At 63.3% G+C, this 23744-nt stretch carries 19 protein-coding genes and 1 pseudogene; 7 read left to right on the forward strand and 13 right to left on the reverse strand.

Annotated elements, in window-relative coordinates; all coding sequences use genetic code 11:
• Window position 1: 1 nt before the first annotated feature.
• Both PATSB16_RS09830 and PATSB16_RS09835 read right to left on the reverse strand, forming a co-directional pair.
• A complete protein-coding gene (locus tag PATSB16_RS09830) occupies window positions 2-2245 on the reverse strand; it encodes a xanthine dehydrogenase family protein molybdopterin-binding subunit (protein ID WP_047213970.1) in 2244 nt (747 codons plus the stop codon).
• Between the two features lies 1 nt (window position 2246).
• Complete coding sequence (locus PATSB16_RS09835; protein ID WP_047213971.1) at window positions 2247-2729, reverse strand: (2Fe-2S)-binding protein; 483 nt, start codon at window positions 2727-2729, stop codon at window positions 2247-2249.
• 153 nt (window positions 2730-2882) lie between these two features.
• Between PATSB16_RS09835 and PATSB16_RS09840 the strand changes: the two genes are divergently transcribed.
• Window positions 2883-3773: a LysR substrate-binding domain-containing protein gene (locus tag PATSB16_RS09840; RefSeq protein WP_047213972.1), complete on the forward strand. Its 891-nt coding sequence runs from the start codon at window positions 2883-2885 to the stop codon at window positions 3771-3773.
• A gap of 53 nt (window positions 3774-3826) precedes the next feature.
• On the opposite strand, the gene PATSB16_RS09845 is transcribed toward PATSB16_RS09840, so the two are convergent.
• The 7 genes from PATSB16_RS09845 to PATSB16_RS09875 form a co-directional block, all read right to left on the reverse strand.
• Window positions 3827-4597 carry a ferredoxin--NADP reductase gene (locus PATSB16_RS09845; RefSeq protein WP_047213973.1) on the reverse strand — a complete coding sequence of 257 codons (771 nt, stop codon included), beginning with the start codon at window positions 4595-4597 and terminating at the stop codon, window positions 3827-3829.
• Window positions 4598-4775: 178 nt separating this feature from the next.
• Window positions 4776-5603 (reverse strand): phosphodiesterase, encoded by an 828-nt coding sequence (locus tag PATSB16_RS09850; protein ID WP_047213974.1) that lies wholly within the window; start codon window positions 5601-5603, stop codon window positions 4776-4778.
• 22 nt (window positions 5604-5625) lie between these two features.
• Window positions 5626-6663: an ABC transporter ATP-binding protein gene (locus tag PATSB16_RS09855; protein ID WP_047213975.1), complete on the reverse strand. Its 1038-nt coding sequence runs from the start codon at window positions 6661-6663 to the stop codon at window positions 5626-5628.
• Window positions 6663-7481: an ABC transporter permease gene (locus PATSB16_RS09860; RefSeq protein ID WP_083566747.1), complete on the reverse strand. Its 819-nt coding sequence runs from the start codon at window positions 7479-7481 to the stop codon at window positions 6663-6665. The genes PATSB16_RS09855 and PATSB16_RS09860 overlap by 1 nt, the downstream gene beginning before the upstream one ends.
• A gap of 10 nt (window positions 7482-7491) precedes the next feature.
• Window positions 7492-8319 carry an ABC transporter permease gene (locus tag PATSB16_RS09865; protein ID WP_156884857.1) on the reverse strand — a complete coding sequence of 276 codons (828 nt, stop codon included), beginning with the start codon at window positions 8317-8319 and terminating at the stop codon, window positions 7492-7494.
• Window positions 8320-8340: 21 nt separating this feature from the next.
• Window positions 8341-9360 (reverse strand): ABC transporter substrate-binding protein, encoded by a 1020-nt coding sequence (locus tag PATSB16_RS09870; protein WP_047213978.1) that lies wholly within the window; start codon window positions 9358-9360, stop codon window positions 8341-8343.
• Window positions 9361-9411: 51 nt separating this feature from the next.
• Complete coding sequence (locus PATSB16_RS09875; protein WP_047213979.1) at window positions 9412-10431, reverse strand: LacI family DNA-binding transcriptional regulator; 1020 nt, start codon at window positions 10429-10431, stop codon at window positions 9412-9414.
• 570 nt (window positions 10432-11001) lie between these two features.
• Between PATSB16_RS09875 and PATSB16_RS09880 the strand changes: the two are divergent.
• The 6 genes and pseudogenes from PATSB16_RS09880 to PATSB16_RS09905 all read left to right on the forward strand — a co-directional run.
• Window positions 11002-11292 (forward strand): annotated as a pseudogene (locus PATSB16_RS09880) (HU family DNA-binding protein); the annotation flags it as partial.
• A 130-nt stretch (window positions 11293-11422) separates the two neighbouring features.
• Window positions 11423-12319, forward strand: coding sequence for a CHAD domain-containing protein (locus PATSB16_RS09885; protein WP_047213981.1), 897 nt, complete (start codon window positions 11423-11425; stop codon window positions 12317-12319).
• A 133-nt stretch (window positions 12320-12452) separates the two neighbouring features.
• Window positions 12453-13715 carry an NAD(P)/FAD-dependent oxidoreductase gene (locus PATSB16_RS09890; protein ID WP_047213982.1) on the forward strand — a complete coding sequence of 421 codons (1263 nt, stop codon included), beginning with the start codon at window positions 12453-12455 and terminating at the stop codon, window positions 13713-13715.
• Between the two features lie 202 nt (window positions 13716-13917).
• On the forward strand, window positions 13918-15420 hold the full coding sequence (locus PATSB16_RS09895) for a sensor domain-containing diguanylate cyclase (RefSeq protein ID WP_062551268.1): 1503 nt from the start codon (window positions 13918-13920) through the stop codon (window positions 15418-15420).
• A gap of 186 nt (window positions 15421-15606) precedes the next feature.
• Window positions 15607-16899, forward strand: a complete 1293-nt coding sequence (locus tag PATSB16_RS09900; protein ID WP_047213984.1) for a phospholipase A — start codon at window positions 15607-15609, stop codon at window positions 16897-16899.
• A 115-nt stretch (window positions 16900-17014) separates the two neighbouring features.
• On the forward strand, window positions 17015-17218 hold the full coding sequence (locus PATSB16_RS09905; protein ID WP_047213985.1) for a DUF1289 domain-containing protein: 204 nt from the start codon (window positions 17015-17017) through the stop codon (window positions 17216-17218).
• Between the two features lie 56 nt (window positions 17219-17274).
• On the opposite strand, the gene PATSB16_RS09910 is transcribed toward PATSB16_RS09905, so the two are convergent.
• The 4 genes from PATSB16_RS09910 to PATSB16_RS09925 all read right to left on the reverse strand — a co-directional run bounded on the left by PATSB16_RS09910 (window position 17275) and on the right by PATSB16_RS09925 (window position 23551).
• A complete protein-coding gene (locus PATSB16_RS09910) occupies window positions 17275-18702 on the reverse strand; it encodes an aldehyde dehydrogenase family protein (protein ID WP_047213986.1) in 1428 nt (475 codons plus the stop codon).
• A gap of 131 nt (window positions 18703-18833) precedes the next feature.
• The gene (locus PATSB16_RS09915; protein WP_047213987.1) at window positions 18834-20429 is read right to left on the reverse strand and encodes an ABC-F family ATPase; all 1596 of its coding nucleotides are present in this window, start codon (window positions 20427-20429) and stop codon (window positions 18834-18836) included.
• Between the two features lie 121 nt (window positions 20430-20550).
• Window positions 20551-22254 carry a hypothetical protein gene (locus tag PATSB16_RS09920; RefSeq protein ID WP_047213988.1) on the reverse strand — a complete coding sequence of 568 codons (1704 nt, stop codon included), beginning with the start codon at window positions 22252-22254 and terminating at the stop codon, window positions 20551-20553.
• 142 nt (window positions 22255-22396) lie between these two features.
• Window positions 22397-23551: a BMP family ABC transporter substrate-binding protein gene (locus tag PATSB16_RS09925; protein ID WP_072628633.1), complete on the reverse strand. Its 1155-nt coding sequence runs from the start codon at window positions 23549-23551 to the stop codon at window positions 22397-22399.
• Between the last annotated feature and the right edge of the window lie 193 nt (window positions 23552-23744).

The following is a 23744-nucleotide window of genomic DNA, read 5'->3' on the forward strand; positions in this document are numbered from 1 at the left end:
CTCAGGTCAACTTGAGCGGTGTCGCGCGCTGGCGCACACCAGTCAGGCGAAATAGAGCGTTGGCTACGGCGGGCGCGACCGACGGACTCGACAACTCCCCCACGCCGCCAGGCTTGGCGACGTCGCCTTGGATGAGCACGATATCGATCTCTGGCATCGCATCCATGCGCATCACCCGATAAGTGTCGAAATTGCCCTGCCGCACACGCCCGCCCTCGATATCGACGCGGTCGAGCAGCGCGTGCCCCAACCCCCACATCAATCCGCCGTAGATCTGTTCCTCTACTCCGGCGGGCGAGACCATCAGCCCGCAATCGACCACGCAAGTCAGCCGCTGCACCAAGACGGCCCCGTTCGCGCCGTCGCCCTGCCGTTGCACGCGTGCGACCACCGCCACATAGCTGCCATAAGCCTGGTTCGTCGCCAATCCCAGTGCAGTGCCCTCGGGCAGCTGCTGCGCCCAGCCGGCGCGCTCGGCCGCCTGCCGCAGCACTTCCACGTGGCGCGGCCGGCCATGCATATGGGCGAGCCGATACGCCAGCGGATCGATACCCGCGGCATGGGCGAGTTCGTCGATAAAGCTCTCGAGTGCAAACACATTGGGAATAAAACTGACCGCCCGATACCAGCCGGTCGGCACGCCCGTCTCGTGCCGCACCCAGGCAAGATCGAGGTTGGGGGCACGATAAGCGAAGTCCCACTTGGAAATCGCTTCGGTCGTGCTGTAGTCCATTTTGTCGGGGCGTTCGGTGTAACCCGGCTCCCATTGCTCCGGCGACGCGGGGCAGACCGCGCGCAGTTGCAGCGCATCGAGCTGACCGTCGCTGCCGAGCGCGCCGCGCAACTTGTGGTAGGTCGCCGCGTGGTAATAAAGCGCGCGCATTTCATCTTCGCGGCTATGCATCAGCTTGATGGGGCGGCCGGTCGCCTTCGCCAGATAAACCACCTCATAAAGCCAGTACTTCGACTCGTGCGCGCCGAAGCTGCCGCCCGAGACCATGTCGTGCAGCACCACGCGTTCGGCCGGGATGCCGGTTACCACCCGAGCCGCTTCGCGGGCGGTCGAGGGTACCTGCAAGCCGCCCCAGAACGTGACCGTGCCGTCCTTGACCTGTGCGCTCACGCAGATCGGCTCGAGCGGATTCTGGGCTTTGTATGGCATCACGTATTCCGCCTCGATCAGACGCCCAGTCTTGCGCAGCGCGGTTGCGGTATCCCCTTGCGACACCGTGCTCACCGGCGCGGCAGCGGGACTGCCCAGGAATTGCGCCTGCCGGCGCGGCAGTGCGGCGCTGTCGAAGTGCGCGAACGCACCGTCGTCCCACGTAATTTTCAGGCGCTGGCGAGCGCTTTGCGCCGCCCAGTACGTGTCAGCCAACACCGCAACGCCCTCCTGGTTTCCACCAAGCACCGACGCGGGTGCGGCCGGTATTTTCAGCACCTGCCGCACGCCCGGCACGGCAAGCGCGGCGCTCGCATCGATCGCCCTCACCCGTGCGTCGATCACCGGCGCATGTTCGACCACTGCCACCAGCATGTCAGGCAGCTCGACATCGATGCTATAACGAAAGCGTCCGGTCGATTTCTCAAAGACGCCGCGCTTTTTCATCAGATGTCCGATGTATTTGAAATCCGCCGGGCGCTTGAGCGTGACTTTATCGGGCACCGGCAAACGGGCCGCCTGTTCGGCAAGCTCGCCATAGCTGGCGCTGCGCCCGCTCGAGGCGTGCAGCACGCGGCCATTGTCGGTAGTGCATGCCTGCGCGGCGACGCCCCAGCGCTTTGCCGCCGCGGCGACGAGCATGGCACGGGCGGTGGCTCCGGCATGGCGCAGGCGTGTGTACTCAAGCGAAACGCTGGTACTGCCGCCAGTCGAGAACACATGCCAGAGCGGATGAATGTACGCGATGAAAAATGGATTTTCCGGTGTGATGACGTCCACTCTGAACGGGTCGACGTCGAGCTCTTCAGCGACCACTGCCGGCAATGCCGTATGCGTGCCGGTACCGGAGTCGTGCTTGGCCACCACCAGCTTGATGGTGTCGTCGGGAAAAACGCGCACCCAGGCATTCGGCTCGAAGGCCGAGGGATCCGCCTGCGCAGGTTCAGCCGCGCCGCTGGTGGCCACGGCGTCGCACCAGCGGAATCCGACCGCCAGGCCGGCCCCCAGCGCCGCGCCGGATTTGAGAAACGCTCGTCGGGCAGCGCTTGGGCTTTGCGGGTTGCCGGTATCGTCGTATCGCATATCAGTCCCCCTGCTTCGCCGTGGCGTCGGCCGATATTTGCGCGGCGTGATGAATTGCGCGGCGAATGCGGCCGTAGGTGCCGCAACGGCAGATGTTGCCGCTCATCGCCGCGTCGATGTCGGCATCCGTGGGATGCGGATTTTGCGCGAGCAATGCCGCGGCCGACATCAATTGCCCCGATTGGCAATAGCCGCATTGCGGCACGTCCAATTCGACCCAGGCCCGCTGCAGCGGATGGCTGCCGTCGGGCGACAGTCCTTCGATGGTCGTGATGCGATGCCCCGCTACGGCCGCCAGCGGCAGTTGGCAGGCTCGCGCCGGCTGGCCGTCTAAATGCACGGTACAGGCGCCGCAGAAGCCGCCGCCGCAACCAAACTTGACGCCCTTGAATTTCAGATGATCGCGCAACACCCAAAGCAAAGGTGTGTCCGGCGAGACGTCGCCGACGATGCGCATTTGGCCGTTGACCTGGAATTTGAACATGCTGTCTCCTGGCGCGTCGGCGCGCCGCGCACCTGTTGGTGCATCGCGCCGCACGCTCGTTGTACTACGTATCGGTTTGCGCCATTATGTGAACGAACCGCGACGGCGGCCAGGCAGAATTTCTGAGACAGCCAGTTAGCCAGGCTAACACCCATGCACAAACGCTATCCTTCGCTCCAGGCCATGCAGGCCTTTCTCCAGGCCGCCGGCACCGGCAGTTTCACGGCAGCGGCCAAACGCCTGGATTTGACGCACGGCGCGATCAGCCAGCAGATTCGCACGCTCGAGGATCATGTCGGACAGGCCCTGTTCGCACGACACGGCGGGCGCGTTCAGTTGACCGATGCCGGCCAGTTGTTCGCCAGCGGGCTGGCCGAGGGCTTTGCGCAGATCGACCGCTCGCTGGCCGCGATCAAGCAACCGCGCGTGCCGCGCCAGTTGCTGCTCGACGTCGATCCGGAGTTGTCGCAGAGTTGGTTGATTCCGCGCCTCTACGTGCTCGCCCGCGCGCTACCCGATCATCAGATCGTGATCAGCTCGGCTTCGCGCGCGCTTGGCCTGGATACCCTGCGTTTCGATTTGGCGCTTCGCTATGGTTATGGCGAATGGGGCGACTTCCCCAGCGTGCAGCTGTGCGACGACCAGGTGCTGGCCGTCGGCGCTCCAGCGCTGCTGCGGGCGCACCGCGTAACGCCGGATCTGACGCCCGAGAAATTGATGGCGCTGCCGTTGCTCAATTACACCAAGCGCTCATGGGTGCTGTGGCTGGAGGCGGCCGGGTTGCTTCCGGTGGAGCCGCCCGCGCAGGCGGTATTCGACGATGCGGCAAATCTGATGGCGGCCGCCGCGCAGGGCCTCGGCGTGTGCCTGGTGCGGCGCCTGCTGGCCGCCGACGCGCTGGCCGACGGCCGCCTGGTGCAGCTCACACAGGTGACGATTCCGACGCGCTACAACTGCTACGTGATTTGGCCACAGGACCGGGCCGACAAGGTCGAACCGGCCGTGCGCGCGTTACGCGAGGCCGCCGCCAGCACGCTGATGTAACGGCCTCGATTGCGTTGAAGCGGAGTTGCTCGACGATCGCGCCAGGCCGGCGTTCAGCCGACGAACGCTTTTTCGACGACGTAGTGTCCGGGTGACGCGTTGTGGCCTTCGACGAAACCCATGCTCTCGAGCAGATGGCGCGTGTCCTTGAGCATCTCCGGACTGCCGCACAGCATCATGCGGTCGCGTTCGATATCGAACGGCGGCAACCCGACGTCCTCGAACAGCTTGCCGCTGCGGATCAGCTCGGTGATGCGCCCCTGGTTTTCGAATGTCTCGCGCGTGACGGTCGGGTAGTAGATCAGTTTTTCGCGCACCAGCTCGCCCAGGTATTCATGGCTCGGCAATTCTTCGGCGATCATTTCCCGATAGGCCAGCTCGTCGACGTAACGGCAGGTGTGCGTGAGCACCACGTGCTCGTACCGTTCGTAGACTTCCGGGTCCTTGATGATGCTCATGAACGGCGCCAGGCCAGTGCCTGTGCTCAGCAAATAAAGGTTCTTGCCCGGCAGCAGATTATCGACGATCAGCGTGCCGGTCGGCTTGCGTCCGACGTAGACTTGATCGCCCACCTTCAGGTGCTGCAAACGCGAAGTCAGCGGCCCGTTCTGCACCTTGATACTGAGAAATTCCAGCGTTTCCTCGTAATTGGCGCTTGCCATGCTATAGGCGCGCAGCAGCGGCTTGCCCTCGACTTCGAGGCCGATCATGGTGAACTGGCCGTTGGTAAAGCGAAAGGAGTCGTCGCGCGTGGTCTTGAAGCTAAAAAGCGTGTCGGTCCAGTGGTGGACTTCGAGCACGGTTTGCTGATTCAGTTGGCTCATGGAATTCAATCAAATTTAGGGGCGCCGCCAGCGTTTTCGAGCGCTCCCGGCACGGAATCCCGCTATTTTACCTCGGATGAGAATGATTTTCTTTTGGCCGATATCCCGCCGGCTTGACTTTCGTCAAGCCGGCGCCGTGCTCAAGCGCCACAGCGGGCGCGTCTGGCCGCGCAATCCGTTACGGGATCAGTTTCCCGTCAGCGTCGTGGAACGGGTATGGTCCCTCGTAGGCGTCGCAAAACCCGGCATGGGTGACCAGTCCGGTATCCGCCTGCCACCAATGCAGCTGGTAACTGGGCGGCTCCATCATGAAGGCCGAGGGGGCGTCCGGGCGCAGATCGAGTGCCACCTGATGGGCGGGCGACGGGCACGTGGAGGCAATCGTGCCGGCAAAGCGCGCGTGGATCGGCCGGTGCAGGTGCCCGCACAGGATCCGTTCGACGTTCGAATGCCTTTGCACGATTTCCCGCAGGCGGTCGAGATCGGGTGAGCTCATGCCGATCTCGTCCATGTGACCGATGCCGGTCGGGAACGGCGGGTGGTGCATGGTGATGACCACCGGACGGCCGCCGGCCATCGCCAGTTGGTCGGACAGCCAGTCCAGGCGGCGTTCGCACAAGCGGCCGCCCGGATTGGGATAATCCTGCGTATCGAGCGAAATCAGGCGCAACGGGCCGAGGTCGACCGCATACTGCACGAACTCCGCGTTCTGCCTGAGGTACGTATGTTCGGGGAACGCCGCGCGCAGTGCAGCGCGACTATCGTGATTGCCCGCGCACAGGTAATAGGGAATTTGCAAGTCACCGAGCAATGCACGCAAGTGGGCATACTCGAGCGGATCGCCGCTGTCGACCAGATCGCCGGTCATGACGACGGCATCGGGGCGCGGCCATAGTTGATTCAGATGCGTCACGGCGCGCCGCAGATACGCCGCGGTATCGACGCGCTGATAGGCCCGCTCGCCGGGCCGCTTGATGTGCATATCGGAAATTTGGCAGAGAATCATCGCCGCTCCTGCTGCTCCTGCTTCATGACAACGGCATTACCACCGTTGACGCCAATGTAACACCGACGCGCGCACCAGGCGCGAGCTCCGCGCGCCCGGGCGCGTCGGCCAGCACCGGTGCATCGCCAAGGCCCGACAGGGTCAGGCGCGTGCGCTCGCCAAGGAATACCGCACTCTCTACCCGACCGACGAGCAGTGCGCCATCGGTCGCACCGATTACCGCATCTTCCGGGCGGAAATAAATCTCCCGCCATGCCGGATTGCCCTGCGGCAGCGGCATGCGTCCGCCAGCGCAGATGAAGTGTCCATCGCGCCACTCGCCATTGACACGGTTCATGGTGCCGATGAACTGCGCCACCGTCGGATTGGCCGGATGATAGTAAATCTCGCGCGGCGTGCCGATCTGCTCGATGCGCCCCGCGCTCATCACGACGATGCGGTCGCCCAGCGCCATTGCTTCGGCCTGGTCATGCGTGACATAGACCGTGGTAATGCCGAGTCCGCGCAGCAAGGTATTCATCTCGGCGCGCAGCAAATCGCGCAGCTTGGCGTCGAGCGCGGTCAACGGTTCGTCGAGCAGCAACACCCGCGGCTGCGGTGCGAGCGCGCGCGCCAGCGCCACGCGCTGCCGCTGGCCGCCCGAGAGTTGGGTGATCGCCTTGTCGGCATGCGCTTCCAGCCGCATCAGCGTGAGCATCTCGTCGACACGCTGACGCAGTTGCGCGGCGGGCATCTTCTTCACGCGCAGGCCATAGCCGATGTTGCCGCGCACCGTCATGTTCGGAAACAGCGCGTAGCTCTGAAACACCATGCCGACTTGCCGCTTTTCGATCGGCTGACGCGTCACGTCGTCATCGCCGAACAGCACTTGCCCGCCCGCATCGGGCTGCTCGAGTCCCGCGATCAGGCGCAGCGTGGTGGTCTTGCCGCACCCGGACGGCCCGAGCAGCACGAGGGTCTCGCCAGCGGCAATAGTCAGGTCGACGGGGTCCATCACGCGATGCGCGCCAAAGGTCTTGCCGCATTGCACCAGGCGAATCGGTACCGGCTGTAGTTTCATCAAGGCTCTCGCAAAGTGGAGGCGGACGGGCGCCGCGAACGTTCGAGGCCGCTGGCGCCGAACAGCTGCAGCAGCACAAGCAACGGAATGATCATCAGGAAAAAGACCACGGTGTAGGCGCTGCCCACTTCCAGGCGCATCGATGCGTAAGCATCGGCCAGCCCGACCGGCAGGGTCTTGTCGGTGGGCGTGTGCAGCATCCAGGTCAAGTTGAATTCACCGATCGACAGCGTGACCACAGTGAGCGCGCCGGCCAGTATGCCGGGTCGCACATTGGGCAGCACCACGGTAAAAAAGCGGCGCAGGAAACCGGCGCCCAGGCTGGCCGCGCCCTCCTCCAGCGTCTTCAGGTCGACGCTGGCGCACACGGCGCTCACCGCGCGTACCATGAAGGGCAGCGTGAACACCACGTGCCCCACCACAATGAACCACGGACTGACGCGAAATGCGGTCAGGCCGCCATAGACCACCAGCAGCGCCAGCGCGCTGGCCAGCCCCGGCACCGCGACCGGCAACACCAGCAGTTCTTCGAACAGGCGCGAGACGCGCCCAGGCGCGCGCGCCAGCACATAACCGGCCGGCACGCCCACCAGCAAGGTAATCGCGAGCGTGGCGCCGGCAACGTAAAACGACAGCAGAATCGCATCGTGGTACATGCCCCACACCTGCACCAGCCAGCGCAACGTCAGGCCGCTGGCCACACCACGGAAATAATTGACCGACAGGCCGGCCATGACAGACATGATCACCGGCACTACCAGAAACAGGCTCAGCAACAGCGTGACGGTCATCTGGCCGGCAAATAGTAAGCGTCTCATGCCAGCCTCCTCAAGCTGCCGCGCCGGTGGCCTGGCCACCCAGGCTACGAGCGATTGCCAGTACCACCCAGGTGACGATCCCCAGGATCACGCTCAGGCCGGCGGCCGTCACAAAGTTCGCGTTGAGGGTGAATTCGGTATAGATGGTCATGGGCAGCACGTCGATGTCGGTGGCCAGCGTAAAGGCCGTGCCGAATGCGCCCATGGCGGTGGCGAAACACACCGCGCCCGAGGCGATCAGGCCCGGCGTGAGCGCAGGCAGCACGACGTCGCGCGTAATCTGCCAGACCGACGCCCCGAGCGAGCGGGCCGCCTCTTCCAGCGCGGGATCGAGCTTCTCGGCCGCCGCCATGATCGTCAGGATCACGCGCGGCACCGAAAAATAAAGATATCCGATGAACAGGCCGGTCATCGAATAGGCAAATACCGTCCGGTGTCCGACCAGCGCTTGCGTGATGCTGCCGATCAGGCCCTGCCGGCCCGCCAGCATGATGACCATGAAACCGACCACGACGCCCGGGAAGGCGAGCGGAAAGGTCAACATGGACACCAGCAGGCGGCGCCCGGGAAACCGATGCCGGGTGAGCATCAACCCCGCGATGAGCGACAGCACCAGGGCCACGGCCGTCACCCCGAGCGACAACGCGACCGTGGCCAGCAAGCTTTGCAGGTATCGCGGATCGCTCAGCAACGCCCGGTAGGTGACAAGCCAATTGGTGCCGCCGCTGAGCCTCACCAGCGAGACCATCGGCAGCAGCCAGAAGGCGAGAAACACTGCCAGTCCTGGCGCGAGCAGCGCGGTGCGCCACGGCACCGGCAAGGTCGCATCGCGTGTCATCGGTTTCATGGTTGCGTTATCTCAGCGCACGTCGTTCAGATAGAGTTTGCCGAACGCTTCCTGCGCCTTGGCCATTTTTGCAAAATCAACCGGCTTGACGCGCGCGTAGTCGGACGCCGGCAGGAACTTCGCTGCCGCTTGTTTGCTCATCGCACCGGCACGCACCGGCCGCAGGAAAGCGTTGGCCCACAGCGCCTGCCCCTTGTCCGACAGGACGAAATCGAGCACCTTCTTGGCATTCTCCGGATGGGGCGCGCCCTTGACCAGTCCCATGACGTACGGCACCGAAATCGAACCCTCCTTCGGAATCACGAAGGCCACATTGGCGTGATCCTTGTATTTCGCGCGGTAGGCGTTGAAATCGTAGTCGATCAGGATTGGAATTTCACCCGAGAGCACGCGCGCATAGGCCGTTTGCTTCGGCACGATCGGCTCGTTTTGCTTGAGCTTTTTGAAGTAGGCAATCGCGGGCGCAAAGTTATCGAGGTTTCCTCCCATCGCCTGGTTGACCGCCACTGCGCCGACATACCCGACGAAGGCGCTGCTCGGATCGAGATAGCCCACCATGCCGCGATACTCCGGCTTGAGCAGATCAGCCCACGACTGCGGCACAGGCTTGCCGTCGAGCGCGTCCTTGTTGACGAAAAAGCCAATGGCGCCCGAATGAATCGCGAACCAGTAACCTTGCGGATCTTTCATGCCCGCGGGAATTTCGTTCCAGTGTTTCGGTTTGTAAGGCGCGAGCACGCCTTTTTCCTTGGCCAGAATGGCGGATGAGACGCCAAGATAAGTCACATCGGCCACCGGGCTGTTGCGCTCGGCAACCAGCTGCGCGAGCGCCTGGCCCGAATTTTTGTTATCGAACGGCACGGTGATGCCGGTCGCGGCCTTGATCGCCTTGATTTGGCTGGCCCAGTCGGCCCACTCGGGCGGGCAGTTGTAGCAGATCGCGACATCCTGAGCGTAGGCTGCGTGACCGCCCAGCAAGCCGGCCGCGGCAAGCGAGGCGGCGGCGACGAAGCGGGAAAAAATCTTTTTCATGCTGATTTCTCCAGGAGAGGACAACAAAAGCGCTGAGGCAGCGCAATAGGTTCAGGAGGACGGCGCCCCGATCGAATCGCCCGGGCGGATGCGATGTGGCAAGATCACACCCGGGCGTTGTTTGGCGCGCGAGGCCGGCGCGCCACCCATGCGCGACGCCAGTTCCTGCCAGGCGCGCGCACCAATTTCATAATTCGGCTGGCAGACCGTGGCCAGCGACGGCGCCAGCAATTCTCCAACCGGCAATCCATCGAAGCCGACGATCGACATTTGCGCCGGCACCGCCATAGCGGCCTCGCGCAGCGAGCGCATGGCCACCATCGCGAGCAGATCGTTGCCGCAGAAAATCGCACTGGGACGATGTGGCGAATCACACAGCGCGGACAGCGTGCGCGCAGGCAACCCCTGCGCATTGAAGTCGATTTCATGTGCCGGCAGCGCCTTGAGGCCCGCCTGCCTGAGCGCGTCGCAATAGCCCTGGTAGCGCTGGCGCGCGCGATCGGATGCGCTGAGCGTGCCGGTCAACATGAGGATGCGGCGATGGCCCTGAGCCGTCAGCAGACGCACCGCATCGGCGGCCGCCGCCCGATTGTCGACCGACACCGAGGGCCGCTTCATGCTTTGGTTGTAGGTCAATACGTAGGGAATGCCGTCGGCCTCGAGCCGGTCGAGCAGCGGGCTTTGGGTGGCATCGGCGACGGTCAGGATCAAGCCGTCGACACGCTGGTTGGTCAGGGTCTGCGCGGCGTGCGCCTCGGATTCGGGGTCGTAGCGCGAGGTCATCAGCAGCAGACGATAGCCGGCTTGCGCGGCGGCCTCCTCGATGCCCTGCACGCATTCGGCGAACACGGGATTGGCCAGCGTCGGCAACAGTACGCCCAGCAATTGGGTGCGCCCGGCGCGCAATTGCTGAGCCAGATAATTGGGTTGGAACGACAGAGCTTCGATTGCCGCATGAATCTTTGCCAGGGTCGCCGGACTCACCATGTGCGGCGCGTTCATCGCGCGCGAGACCGTGGCAATCGAAAAACCGGCATGCTCCGCGACATGCTTGATCGTGCTTGAGTTCATCGCGTACCCATCGCCAGGGAGGCTGGCATGGTCCTGGATGAATCGGGAAGTCGAGCGCTCTTCATATTTCTACTTGGGTCAATTGCCGGTCGTATTGTCATCGCCCGTCATGAAATCGTTTTCATCATAGTGCCGATTCGTGACGCGACGATGACAAGCCATGCTGTCTCAATTGCAATGCCGCAAGCCGCGGCATCTCGTAAACCTCTCGGGAAGCCTTTACCGTAAGCCGCGCCAGGGTTTGGTGTGATAGGGAGTTTCCCGGATAGCTCCGACCTGCGCATCGGCATGCACGCCAATCACTGCGGCTGGCCGATCCGGTTCCGGCAAATCGTCCGGAGACCGGCAAAACACCGGAAAATCACGCCCAGACTGGCTTTCCGGCGGTTGGAGGCCCTATAATGCGGCCAGCCGGCCCGCCCCGCGGTTACGCAGGCGCCATTCGGTCGAACATATCGCGTCACTCGATCGACCGAGCGGGGTCCGAACCAAGTGCGCGGATACAACACCCGCGTCTGGCCTTGCGCGAGACGAAAGTGTTAGAGTTGACGCCGGTATTCACCACCTCATAGGAAAACGAATATGAACAAACAGGAATTGATCGAAGCTATCGCAGGTAAGACCGGTTCGAGCAAAGCGCAAACTGGCGAAATGCTCGACACGCTGCTGGAGACCGTCAAGAAAGCTGTTTCCAAGGGTCAAAGCGTTCAACTGGTCGGCTTTGGATCGTTCTCGTCGGGCAAGCGTGCCGCACGTATCGGCCGCAACCCGAAAACTGGCGAGGAGATCAAGATTCCGGCGGCCAAGACCGTCAAGTTCACGGCCGGTAAGGCGTTCAAAGACGCAGTGAATAAAAAGTAAGTCGTAGCAAAACCACTCGAAGGCCGGCTTGCGCCGGCTTTTTTTTTGCGCCGCAATTGTGCACCAATGGCCCGCGGCAAGTTGCCATCGTGCTATTGTGAAAATATTTTCAGCGTCTTGGGTCAGCGCAATGTCCCCCCACGATGGCGCCCGAACCTCCATCGCCGCCAACTTTCGATACCAACTCGATCAAGTCGCCTCGCATTGGCAAGCCAGCTCGGCACGCCAGGCCGGGCTGGACGCTGCCGAATCCCTGCACCAGCTGCGCGTGGCACTGCGCCGCATGCGCACGCTGCTGACACTTTTCCGGCCCTGGCTCAAGCGTGGATGGCGTCACCGGTTGCGCTCGGATATCTCGTGGATTTCTTCCGCGCTGGGTGCGGCACGCGACTATGACGTGCTGATCGGCGTCACCTTGCCGGCGCTCGCCGCGGCGCATCCTCATCTGACCGATTGGCCGGCCGTGCTCGGCGCGGCGCGCGCTGGCCAGCATGCCGCGCATGGCCGACTGGCTCGTGCCCGCTCACGGCAGCGCTATGCGAGATTTCACCGGCGCATGCAACGCTGCATCGACGGCGCGTCCAATCCGTTTCGATCGAGGGCGCGCTCGATGCTCGATCGCCGCCGCAGCCGCTTCCTCGACAGAGCGCGCCGCTTGCTTCGCGAGTACTATCGCGCGCTTTATCCCGCGGCAGAACACGCGACACAATTGTCGGCCGACGCATGCCATCGCCTGCGCCTTCGCGTCAAACGCCTGCGCTACACCAGCGAAGCACTGACACCGCTGCTCGCCAAAGCGCAGCACGCCAGCTTCTTTACTCACCTGAGCGCATGCCAGGATGCGTTGGGCCAGCGCAACGACGCGGCCGTGGCGCAGCGCCTGCTCGAGGATTTACCGCTCGACGCACCGGCGCGTGCACAGGCGCAACAGTGGCTGCAGCGTAAAATCGCGCAGGCCATGCGAGCCGCCGAGGATGCTCTCAAGCAGTTGCCCGAGCCCCGCATGCGATCTGGCAAACGACGCTGAGCGAGCCAATCCGGCGAGCGGTCGCGCCCGGCTGCGCCGCCAGACGCCGCACCTGATTTACAATGTGCCCTCACGACAATACCGATGACATTTCATTGCTGGCAACCGCCAGTTTTCTCTCAGGAGATTTTTCATGCCGCACGATGTAACCCCGAATCCGGCCACGCCGCAGGGAACGCCTCAAGACGTTCCGGATGTGCTGATCATGGGTGGCGGCGCAGCGGGCATCGGCCTGGCGGCCAGCTTGCGCAAACGGCGGCCCGCACTGCGTATATCTCTGATCGAACCCAGCGACACCCATTATTATCAACCCGCCTGGACGCTGGTCGGCGCCGGCGAGTTCGAGAGCGCCAAAACCGCGCGCCGCACTGCAGAATGCATCCCCTCGGGTGTCACGTGGATCCAGGCGGCCGTAACCGGCTTCGCGCCGGAACAGAATCGCGTCATGCTCTCCGACGGCCGGCAGCTGAACTATCGTTACCTGGCCGTGTGCCCGGGGCTGCAGTTGAACTGGGAAGCGATTGACGGCTTGACCGATACGCTCGGCAAGAACGGCGTTACGTCGAATTACCGTTTCGATCTCGCACCCTATACCTGGCAGCTGGTCAAGGAATTCCGCGGCGGCAATGCGCTGTTTACCCAGCCGCCGATGCCGATCAAATGCGCCGGCGCGCCGCAAAAGGCAATGTATCTGTCAGCCGACTACTGGCAACGCCAGGGGTTGCTGAATCAGTGCAAGACCGAATTCCACCTGGCCGGCCCCGCGCTGTTCGGCGTCAAGGATTACGTGCCCGCGCTGATGGAATATGTCGAGAAATACCGTGTCGATCTGAACTTCGGCTCCCATTTGCGCGCCGTCGACGGCCAACGCAAGATCGCCCGCTTCGAGCTCAAGGATGCCGACGGCAATTCGCAGACCGTCGACAAGCCGTTCGACTTGCTGCACGTGGTGCCGCCGCAAAGTGCGCCCGACGTGATTCGCGCCAGCGCGCTGGCCAACGAGGCCGGCTGGGTCGACGTCGACCCGAACACCCTGCGCAGCGCGCGTCATGCCAATATCTTCGCGCTCGGCGACGTGATCTCGGCGTCCAATGCGAAGACAGCGGCCGCGGTGCGCAAGCAAGTCGTAGTGGTGGCGGAGAACCTGCTGGCGGCGCTCGACGGGCAGACCTTGCCTACCCGTTACGACGGCTACGGCGCCTGTCCGCTGACGGTCGAACGCGGCAAGGTCGTGCTGGCCGAATTCGGCTACAACGGCAAGTTGCTGCCGACATTCCCGCTCGACGGCACCAAGGCAAATCACATCGCGTGGGTGATGAAGAAGCACATCTTCCCGTGGGTCTACTGGGAATGCCTGCTGCGCGGCCGGGAATGGCTGGCGCGTTCGACCAACTGACGGTCAACCCCAGACAACCCTGAAGAACACAACGCCGCAACCGCCCTCGTCCGATTCGACCGAATCGGACGATTTCAGCGACGGCGGGCCGAGTCGGGCAGCCAGATGGCAATATTTTTGGCCGCTACTCGCCGCCGTCGGCATCGTGCTTCTTTGCTCGACCGTGGCGCAAGTGACGGCCAACGCGCTCGTGAGCCATCGCATGTTGCGCTCGCTGGTGGAGGAGCGCGATCTCTCCGGTCGCCTGTCGGATAACGTCGCGCGCAACATCGACCAGGATATGCTGATGGTGCGCGGCATCCCGTCGCTGCTCGCGCATATCGAACAGATCCAGAATGGGCTGGCCCGCGTCTCGACACCGAGTCTGACCCATTTGTCGCCGCAGGCGGCGCGCAATCGCCTGCTCAACGACCCCGATCTGGAGAGACTCAATCAGCTGCTGTATTCGGCCCAGGTCTACTTTGGCGTGGCCCACGTCTGGCTGGATACGCCCGACGGCTATTGCGTCGCATCGAGCGACTATTACGAGCGGCAAACAGTGATCGGCACGCGCCACCTCGATCGCGACTATCTGCGCGCCGCGTTGCTCGGCCGGCCCGGTCAGCAATACGGCGTCGGAAGGATCAGCGGCACCCCCGGCATTTTTCTCTCGTCTCCCGTCTATCGCAACGGTGATATCGTCGGCGCGATTATCGTCAAACTCGGACTGGTGCAAATGGAGCACTGGGTCAACACCGGCAAGTCGTTCATTGTCGATCCCAACGGCGTGATCATTCTTGCGAATGACCCGAGCTTTGTCGGCAAGGCGATGCCCGATGCGAAAGTGTTGTCGATGACGGTATGGCAACGGGCCGACCTTTATCAACGCACCACTTTCGCAACGCTGCCCCTGGCGCCATACCGCGCATCGCTGCCGGCCGAGGTGAAGAAGCTTCTGCCGGACGACGATCACGCATCGCTCGTTACGTTCGGGCCGGACGGCCCACCGAATCTGCTCAAAATCACCAGTGCGCTCGACGGGGGCCTGTCGGTCTACACGGTGACTCCCACGCCCGATCTGGAAACCTTCCAGACCGAGCGCCGGCGCTATACGTTCTTGCTCAGCGCCCTGCTCGTCAGTCTGTGCGCCTTGGCCACACTGCTGGTGCTGTACCTGTCGCGCGGGCGGCGACATCTGGCCGCCACGCTTGCCCTGAATGCAACCCTGGAGCATGAAGCCAAGTACGACGCGCTGACCGGCAGCCTGACCCGTCGTCATTTTCTCAAGCGCTTGCGGCAGGAAATGGCCGATACCGGTCACCGTGCGGCCCTGATCCTGGTCGATCTGGATAATTTCAAGCAGATCAACGACACTTGGGGCCATGCCGCCGGCGACGCCGTACTCGCAGCCTTCGTGCGCCTTTGCTGCAACACGCTGCGCGGCGAAGACATCTGCGGCCGCATCGGCGGCGAGGAATTCGGCATCATTCTCGACAATAGCGATGAAGCCGTCGCTCTGGCGGCTGCCGAACGCCTGCGCGAGGCGGTTTGCCAGTTGAGCGTGCCCACCGCGGAGGGTTTGATCCAATTCACCATCAGTGCCGGCGTTGCCGAACTCGTTGCCGGCGACGACGACAAACATTGGTTACACCGCGCCGATGCGGCGCTTTACCGCGCCAAATCACTCGGCCGCAACCGGTGCGTCCGGTATGCGGATATTGCGTAGCGGAGCATTGAAAATACGTAACCGGCGGGTTTGAATCGGGTCGGGCCAGCGCAGGAATCGGCGCGTATGCGACACATATGCGTATTCCGGGCACTGCCCGCCCCGAGTCCGGCACGCGCAGCAGTTTTTCAATGCCCGCAAACATCCCGCCTCGCGCCGTATGACGAGGTCTTATTTCGGAAAACGATGGCTTCATACCTCAGCAAACCGCGCGCGGCACGGCGCGCCATCGCCACGCCATTGGTCTTCGCCGCAGCGCTGCTGGCTGCAAATCAGGCGCACGCCAGCCTGACCCTGCTGCAACCGCCGCGCACGCTTCACGGTGACGCACCACTGATCATCACGGTGCTGATCGATAACGACGAATCGAAAAGCGAAACCTATACGCTGCCGGCCAGTATCGAAGCATCGGTCTCCAACGCCGACAATCGTCCGGTTGCGCTGACACTGAGCCGCGACGCACAGGCGCCAGGCCGACTCACGCTCTCGCCCGGTCAATTCCGCAAGGTGCGCTACAGCGCGGTGCTGCCCGCCCGAATGCGCGGGTCCGCCAGCGTGTCATTGCTGAAGTGGGACGCCGCCACATTCATCGTGCTGCTCGACCGTGCCGCGCCATCCGTGCCGGTGGCCAGCGCGGCGCCGCTACCCGCCTCCGCCTCGGTGACCGGCACGCCCGCCGCTCGCTCGGCCGAAGTCGCGGAAAATGCCCCGCCCGCCAGTACGCCCCACGATTTCGTCACGGCGGATTCGAGTATCGCCAGACTGCAGTCACGCCTGTCGGTGAACGAGCCGATCTATTTTGCCGTCGGTAAAAACGGCGATACCAACGCAAAATTCCAGTTCAGTTTCAAGTTTCGCCTGCTGGCCCCCGAGGCGCCGAATTCGAAGGCGTTTCTCGATAACCTCTATTTCGGCTATACGCAGCTCGCGATGTGGAACCTTGAGGCGCCGTCCAAGCCATTTCGCGACAGCAACTATCGCCCCAGCCTGTTCTATTACATTCCCGACACCGGATGGCACAGCCGCTGGTTTACCCAGCTTGGCGCGGCAGCGGGTCTCGAACATGAATCGAATGGACGTGGCGGAGCGGATTCGCGCAGTTTGAATATCGCTTTCGTAAAACCGATTTTCACGTTCGGCAATCCAAGTGACTATCACTGGACCGTCGAGCCCAAGCTCTACGCCTATCTGGAGAAAGGTGAAAACCCCGATATTGCGCATTACCGGGGCTACATGGATCTGCTGTTGATTTACGGCAAGCCCAACGGGTGGCAACTGGCCACCACGCTGCGCAAGGGCACGCGCGGCGGCTACGGCAGTATCGACGCACAATTGACATATCCGCTCGGCAAGCTGCTGAGCGGGGCCGGCGGGTACCTCTGGGTGGGCTACTTCAATGGCTGGGGCGAGGATCTGCTCGACTACAACCAGCGCAGGCACAGCCAGTTCCGTATCGGTTACAGCGTCGCGCGGTGGTAATCCGCAGTCATTGAAAAAGCGCCGGCAGCACTGGGCACGCGGTGCGATAATGGCGTGCCGCGCCGCCCCATGCCGGACTGCGGCTGCCCGTCAACCGTGTTTTTGCGTCAATCCCATGTCTTCAGAATTGCATGACCGCCCCGATAGCCCCTGCATCGGCGTTTGCTCGACCTTGTTCGACGAGGTGTGCAAGGGCTGCGGGCGGACCGCCTTCGAAGTATCGAACTGGGTTTTTCTGAGTGAAGCGGAGAAACAGGCGATCTGGGATCGGATCACGCAGGAAGGCACCGCCATGCGCTTCGCGCCCGAGCGATCCTAAAGCGGCACGCCCGCCAAGCGGGCGCACCGCATCCGGATGACGATCGCAAGTCGGGCTCAGCGGGCGCGGAACTGCAGCGACTTGTACTCCAGAAACTCTTCCAGGCCGTACACGCCATTCTCGCGCCCATTGCCGGACTGCTTGAAGCCGCCGAACGGCGCCTGCATATTGAACTGGCCGCCGTTGATGTCGACCTGCCCCGTGCGCATCCGGCGGGCAATCGCCAGTGCCCGGGTCTCGTCGCCGGACCATACGCCGCCGCCCAGCCCGTAGATCGAGTCGTTGGCGATGCGCACCGCGTCGTCGTCGTCCTGGTAAGTGATGATCGTCAGCACCGGACCGAAGATTTCCTCCTGGGCAACCGTTGCGCGCGGCGCGACATTGCCAAGCACGGTGGGCCTGACGAAAAAGCCCTTGTCCAGCCCCTCGGGCCGCTCGGCCCCGCCCGTCACCAGTTCGGCGCCCTCTTCCAGCCCTTTGCGGATATAGGCCAGCACGCGTTCGCGTTGCGCGGCCGACGCCAGCGGGCCGAGACGCGTGGTTTCTTCGCGCGGATCGCCCAGCACGAACGATTCGGCGAGCTGCCTGGCCAGCGCCTTGACCTCCTCGTAGCGGCTGGCCGGCACCAGCATGCGGGTATGCGCCGAGCAGGTCTGTCCGGAGTTGAGGTAACAGGCGTTGAGCGTGCCCTTGACGGCGGCCGGTAAATCCGCGTCGTCGAGAATCACCGAGGCAGACTTGCCGCCCAGCTCGAGCGCGACCCGCTTGACCGTCTGCGCGGCCAGCTCCGACACCCGCTTGCCGGCCCGGGTGGAGCCGGTGAACGAAACCATATCGACGTCCGGGTGGCTGGCCAGCACCTCGCCGACCACCGGCCCATAGCCGGTCACAAGATTGAACACGCCGGGCGGCAAACCCGCCTCATGAATCACTTCGGCCAGGATGAACGCGTTGAACGGCGCGACTTCCGATGGCTTGAGCACGACCGTGCAACCGGCTGCCAGGGCCGGCGCGACCTTCAAGGTGATCTGGTTCAGCGGATAGTTCCACGGTGTAATCGCGCTCACCACGCCCACCGGTTCGCGCACCACCAGCGAATTGCCTACCCGCTCCTCGTAGGAATAACTGCCGGCGAGATCGGCATAGTAGCCCCAGTTGTAGACCGGGCCGCCGACCTGAATCGCGCGCGAGAGCTTGATCGGCATCCCCACTTCGCCGGTGATGCTGCGCGCCAGTTCATCGGTGCGCGCACGCAGGCCCTCGGCAATTTTGCGCAAATAGGCGCCGCGCTCGAGCGCGGGCGTGGCCGCCCATGCATCGAACGCAGCACGGGCTGCGGCAACCGCGGCCTCGGCGTCGGCTTCGATGCCGGCCGGAATTCGCCCCATCGGCTCTTCGGTCGCAGAGTGAAACACCTCAATGGTGTCGCCGCCGCGCGGCGCGACCCACTGGCCATTGATATAGAATTTATCGTAACTCTGCATGGCAATGCACTCCCGTGCGCAAACAAATAGGGGCTCATTGTAGCGCCGCCGACTGTTGCCGTCAGCGCTGGCGGGAAAGCAAAACGCCGGCGCGAGGCCGGCGTTTTGCGAACGGGTGGCAACCTCGCCGGTCAGACTTCGACGCCCTGGCTGCGCAGGTATTCGTCGTAGGTGCCGTGGTAATCGACGATTTCACCGCCCGGCTTGATCTCGATGATGCGGGTGGCCAGCGACGAGACGAATTCCCGATCGTGGGACACGAAAACCAGGGTGCCGGCGAACTTGTCCAGCGCGATCTGCAGCGACTCGATGGACTCCATGTCCATGTGGTTGGTCGGCTCGTCCATCATCAATACATTGTGCCGGCCAAGCATCAGCTTGCCCCAGATCATGCGGCCCTTCTCGCCTCCCGAGAGGACCTTGACCGACTTGCGCACGTCGTCACCCGAGAACAGCAGCCGACCGAGCGTGCCGCGAATCATCTGGTCGTCGTCGCCTTCCTGAGTCCAGAGGTTCATCCAGTCGGTCAGCACCTTGTCGTCGGGGAACGCCTCGGTCGTATCCTGCGGCATATAGCCCACGCTGGCGTTCTCGGCCCATTTCACGGCGCCCGCGTCCAGTTCCAGGTCGCCCAGCAGGCTACGCAGGAAAGTTGTCTTGCCGACGCCGTTCTCGCCGATGATGGCAATTTTCTCGCCGGCCTGCACCGCGCCCTCGTACTGCTTGAAAATTACGCGGTCATACGATTTGGTGATGCCCTCGATCCGCACCGCGTGGTTATGCAGCTTTTTCTCGAACTCGAACCGGATGAAAGGGTTCTGTCGGGACGACGGCTTGATGTCCTCGACCTTGATCTTGTCGATTTGCTTGAGACGGCTGGTGGCCTGCCGGGCCTTCGACTTGTTGGCGGAGAACCGACGCACGAAATCCTGCAGATCTGCGATGCGTTCCTTCGCCTTGGCATTGGCATTTGCCTGCTGCTCGCGAGCCTGCGCCGAGGCCAGCATGTAGTCGTCGTAGTTGCCCGGGTAGATCTTGAGCGTGCCGTAGTCCATGTCGGCCATGTGCGTGCACACGGCGTTCAGAAAGTGACGGTCGTGCGAGATGATCACCATGGTCGAATTGCGCTCGTTGAGCACGTCCTCGAGCCAGCGAATGGTGTTGATGTCGAGATTGTTGGTCGGCTCGTCGAGCAGCAGTACGTCCGGGTCGGAGAAAAGCGCCTGCGCGAGCAGCACGCGCAGTTTCCAGCCGGGCGCCACAGCGCTCATCGGACCGTTGTGCTGGTCGATCGGAATACCCACGCCGTGCAGCAACTCGCCCGCGCGCGCCTCGGCGGTATAGCCGCCGTATTCGGCGAAGCGAGCCTCCAGTTCGGCGGCGTGCATGTAGTCGTCGTCGGTCGCCTCGGGATTCGCGTAGATCGCATCGCGCTCGCTCATTGCCTGCCACATCTCGGTGTGGCCCATCAGCACGACGTCGAGCACTCGCCGGTCTTCGTAGGCGAACTGATCCTGTTTGAGCTTGCCCAACCGAACATTCGAATCAAGGATGACCGAGCCGCCGCTGGGCTCCAGGTCACCGCCCAGAATCTTGATGAAAGTCGTCTTGCCGCACCCGTTCGCGCCAATCAAGCCATAGCGGTTACCCCCTCCAAATTTGACGGAGATATTCTCGAACAAGGGCTTGGGCCCGAATTGCATGGTGATGTTGGCGGTGGACAGCACTGGGGATTTCCTGAAGGACAGACCGGGGGAAGAACCTGTTATTTTAGCATAGCCGCCACCACGGCCGTGGCCCGGCGATGGGTTCGCGGCTACGTCATGCCGGCCGCCGCACGCCCCCCGCTCATGCTCTTTTCAACGTGAACCGGAAACAGCCCGCCAGCGGCTGTTGCGCGGCCGGATAGATCTCGGCGGCGTAGGTGGCCGGCGGCAGATCGTAATAGGCCCAGCCATTCGCGTCGGTCGGGTCATGGGCGATCTTCGTGCCGCCCAGATACAGGTCGAAATACGGCAGCGGCACGTCTTGCGGACTGCCCGCAGCCACCTCGCCGATGACGCGGTAGTTGCCCCGCCGCGCCAGTGTGAAGCGCAAAAATCTCCGGTTGCCGACGCAGCCGCGGGTTGCCTTGCCTGCCTCGCTGCGATTGAATTTGTCCGTCAGACACAGCGGCGGAGAAGGCTCGTCGAGTATCAGTTCCGTGTAGATCGGCAGCAAATAGCGCTGCTCGCTCGGCGCAACCACATCGGCTGGCAAAACGCGCTGGCGCGTGCCCCATTCGTCGAGCGACGCGCCTTCGACCGTATTGAGAGCGCGCAACAGCCGATCGATCTCGCCCTGTCCGGCGATCCCGACCCGCTTGCGCAAGCGGGCGGCAAAGCTAAGCAGACTCGTAAATGCGCCCACGCGCTTCTGCTCGTTGACCATCACATCGTAAATCGGCTGAAAACCGATATGCGGCGACTTCGCCCACTGGTAAAGCGCATGCGATATCGGCATCTCGCCATACCAGGTTCGGGGCGTGCCGATTTCGTCGAGATCGAATGCGGCGCCTGTGCTGGCCTGCTTCTGGCCGCAAGTGGTCGCGTAGATCGGGGTGCCGCGCACAATGCTCGACAGCGCGTTGGCCCACGCCTCGGTAAAGCCGGAGCGCATGTCGGGATGCTCCTCGTGCGCGCCGCCGCCGTTGTCGGCGCGAGAAAAAGCATTTTCGAAGTAATGCGCCCATTCATGGATGATGGTTGCCGGGTGATATTCGTCGGTATCCAGGTTCTGCGCGCCGAGCAGATAAATGCCGGAGCCCGGCGGGGTGACCTTGAAGAAACTGGTGCCGATGTAGCCGCGCGACAGACGTTCGAGCGGATCGTCCGGCGTCGCTTCCTCCTGATGCGGATTGCGGGTCTCGGGTACGTTATGCGGGTGCCAGAAGACGTTCAGCGGCGCAAAGACAGCCGCCCGGTCGACCAGGAGCACGCGCTGAATGGCCTGATGAATCGCCGCAAGAATCGCAAACGGCGCCGCCGGTCGGCTCGCCGGGTAGCGCTGCAGATCGCGGCTCCATCCCGAGCCCGCATGCAGCGCGACGGTGCGCCCGCGTGTGCCGGTGTCGAACGGCTCGCTCTCCAGCGCATACACGGTTGCCTGCTCGGGCACGCTGCGGAACTCCTCGGAGTGGTTGTCGCGCACCGCGACCTCCCACGCCGGGCGCCCGTCCGGCGCGATATCGGCCGACATCATGCGGGCCTCGACTCTGACCATCGCGCGCACGTTGGGCGGCACTGCGACGGCGTAGGCGCCGGCAACGTCGCTCAGGGTGTCGGCCAGTACGCGCCGCGTCTGCGGATCGACGACCATCACCACGGCGTTGGCCACCGCATAGCGCGCGGTGGCGTCATAGTCCAGCTTCGCTTGCAGCTGCCCCTGGGCATCGCGCGACACGGCCACGGGAATGCAGTCGTAGGTGATGTTTCCGGAAATCGTGACGTCGGCGGCGCTCGGCCGGTCGGATGAGAGGGCAGCGGGCGCAGCGGCGGATCGGACATTCGGCATCGACTCTCTCCAGAAAATTCGATGCCTCGAAAATATCCAATTAGCTTTCCATATGCAATCCTAAATTATTAATTTTGGACTGCTTTAGGTAGAGAATACCTGCGCGCTACGGCCTCTCGTAGGGCGGCCATGGACATTTCGGTCAGGCGGCCGGCAGGGCCCCCTCGACGCCCTCGACAAACCAGTTGATATTGTGCTTTTCCGCATCGTCCAGCGTTTTGCCGGCGGGCACGCGCAAGGTTCCGGCCTGATCCTTGAGTGGGCCGGCAAACGGATCGTAGGCGCCATCATGGAATGCATCGTAGCGCGCGGCTTCGGCCTTTTGCGCGACCTCCGGCACGACCCTGGCGTTGATGCTGACCAGGTCGACGGCATTGTGCCGGATGCCGTTCCAGACCGGCTGGTTGGTCCACTGCCCTTCCATCACCTGTTGCACGGTCTTGATGTAATACTGGCTCCAGTCGATCACGACCGAGCCCAAATGCGCCTGCGGACCGTATTTGCTCATGTCGGCGTCCCAGCCGAACGCATGGATCCTGTGCGCCTGCGCGGCCTGCATCACGCTTGCCGAGCCGACGTTCTGCATCAGGATGTCCGCCCCCTGCCCGATCAGCGCCTCGGCCGCCGCCCGCTCCTTGTCCGGGTCCGACCAACTGTTGGTCCACGCCACCTGCACCTTGATGTCCGGATTAAGCGCGCGCGCGGCGATCGTAAACGCGTCGATGTTGCGGATCGCCGCGGGAGTCGGCATCGAGGCGACGTATCCGATGATGTTGCGCTTGGTCACGTAGGCGGCAATCACGCCCGCCAGACTCGCGCCTTGATAGCCGCGCACGTCGTAAGTGCCCAGGTTGGGCGCGCTTTTGTAGCCGGTCGCATGTTCGAAAATGACATGCGGGAATTCGGCGGCAACCTTGAGCATCGCATCCATGTAGCCGAACGACGTGCCGAAAATCAGCCGGCTGCCTTGACTGGCGAGATTACGGAATACCTGCTCCGAAGCGGCGCCGTCCGGTACGTTGGGCACACGCGTGACTTTGATCCTGTCGCCGAATTTGTGCTCGACGGCCTTGGCACCAAGCTCGTGCGAGCCAACCCAGGTGTTGTCGTCGGCGTTGCCCGCATACACGAATGCCACCCCCATCGGCCCGGCGGGCACAATCGCGCCGGATGCCGCAACAGGTGCGCTGGCTGGTGCCGCGCCCGCCCCTTCGCCGCCCTCGCGCCTGCCGCATCCGCTCAACAACGTGGCTGCCGCGGAGCCGGCCAGCGCAATCAAAATGTCGCGACGTCGCATTGAAACTACTCCTGTCCCAGATATTGCTTTCAAAATTTGCCGCTCGACGGGAAAGGAGAACGCGACTCGCATGCGAGGCGTCTCGGCATGTCGAGCCCCGCCCCGGATAGTACCGCAGGAAGCGGCGCGCCGACCCGGCGCCGTGCCGCGTCGGCCTCAGGAATTTCGGTATGGCTCGGCGCGCAGTTATGCT

The sequence above is a fragment of the Pandoraea thiooxydans genome (genome assembly GCF_001931675.1).
In the GTDB taxonomy this organism is placed as follows: Bacteria; Pseudomonadota; Gammaproteobacteria; order Burkholderiales; family Burkholderiaceae; genus Pandoraea; species Pandoraea thiooxydans.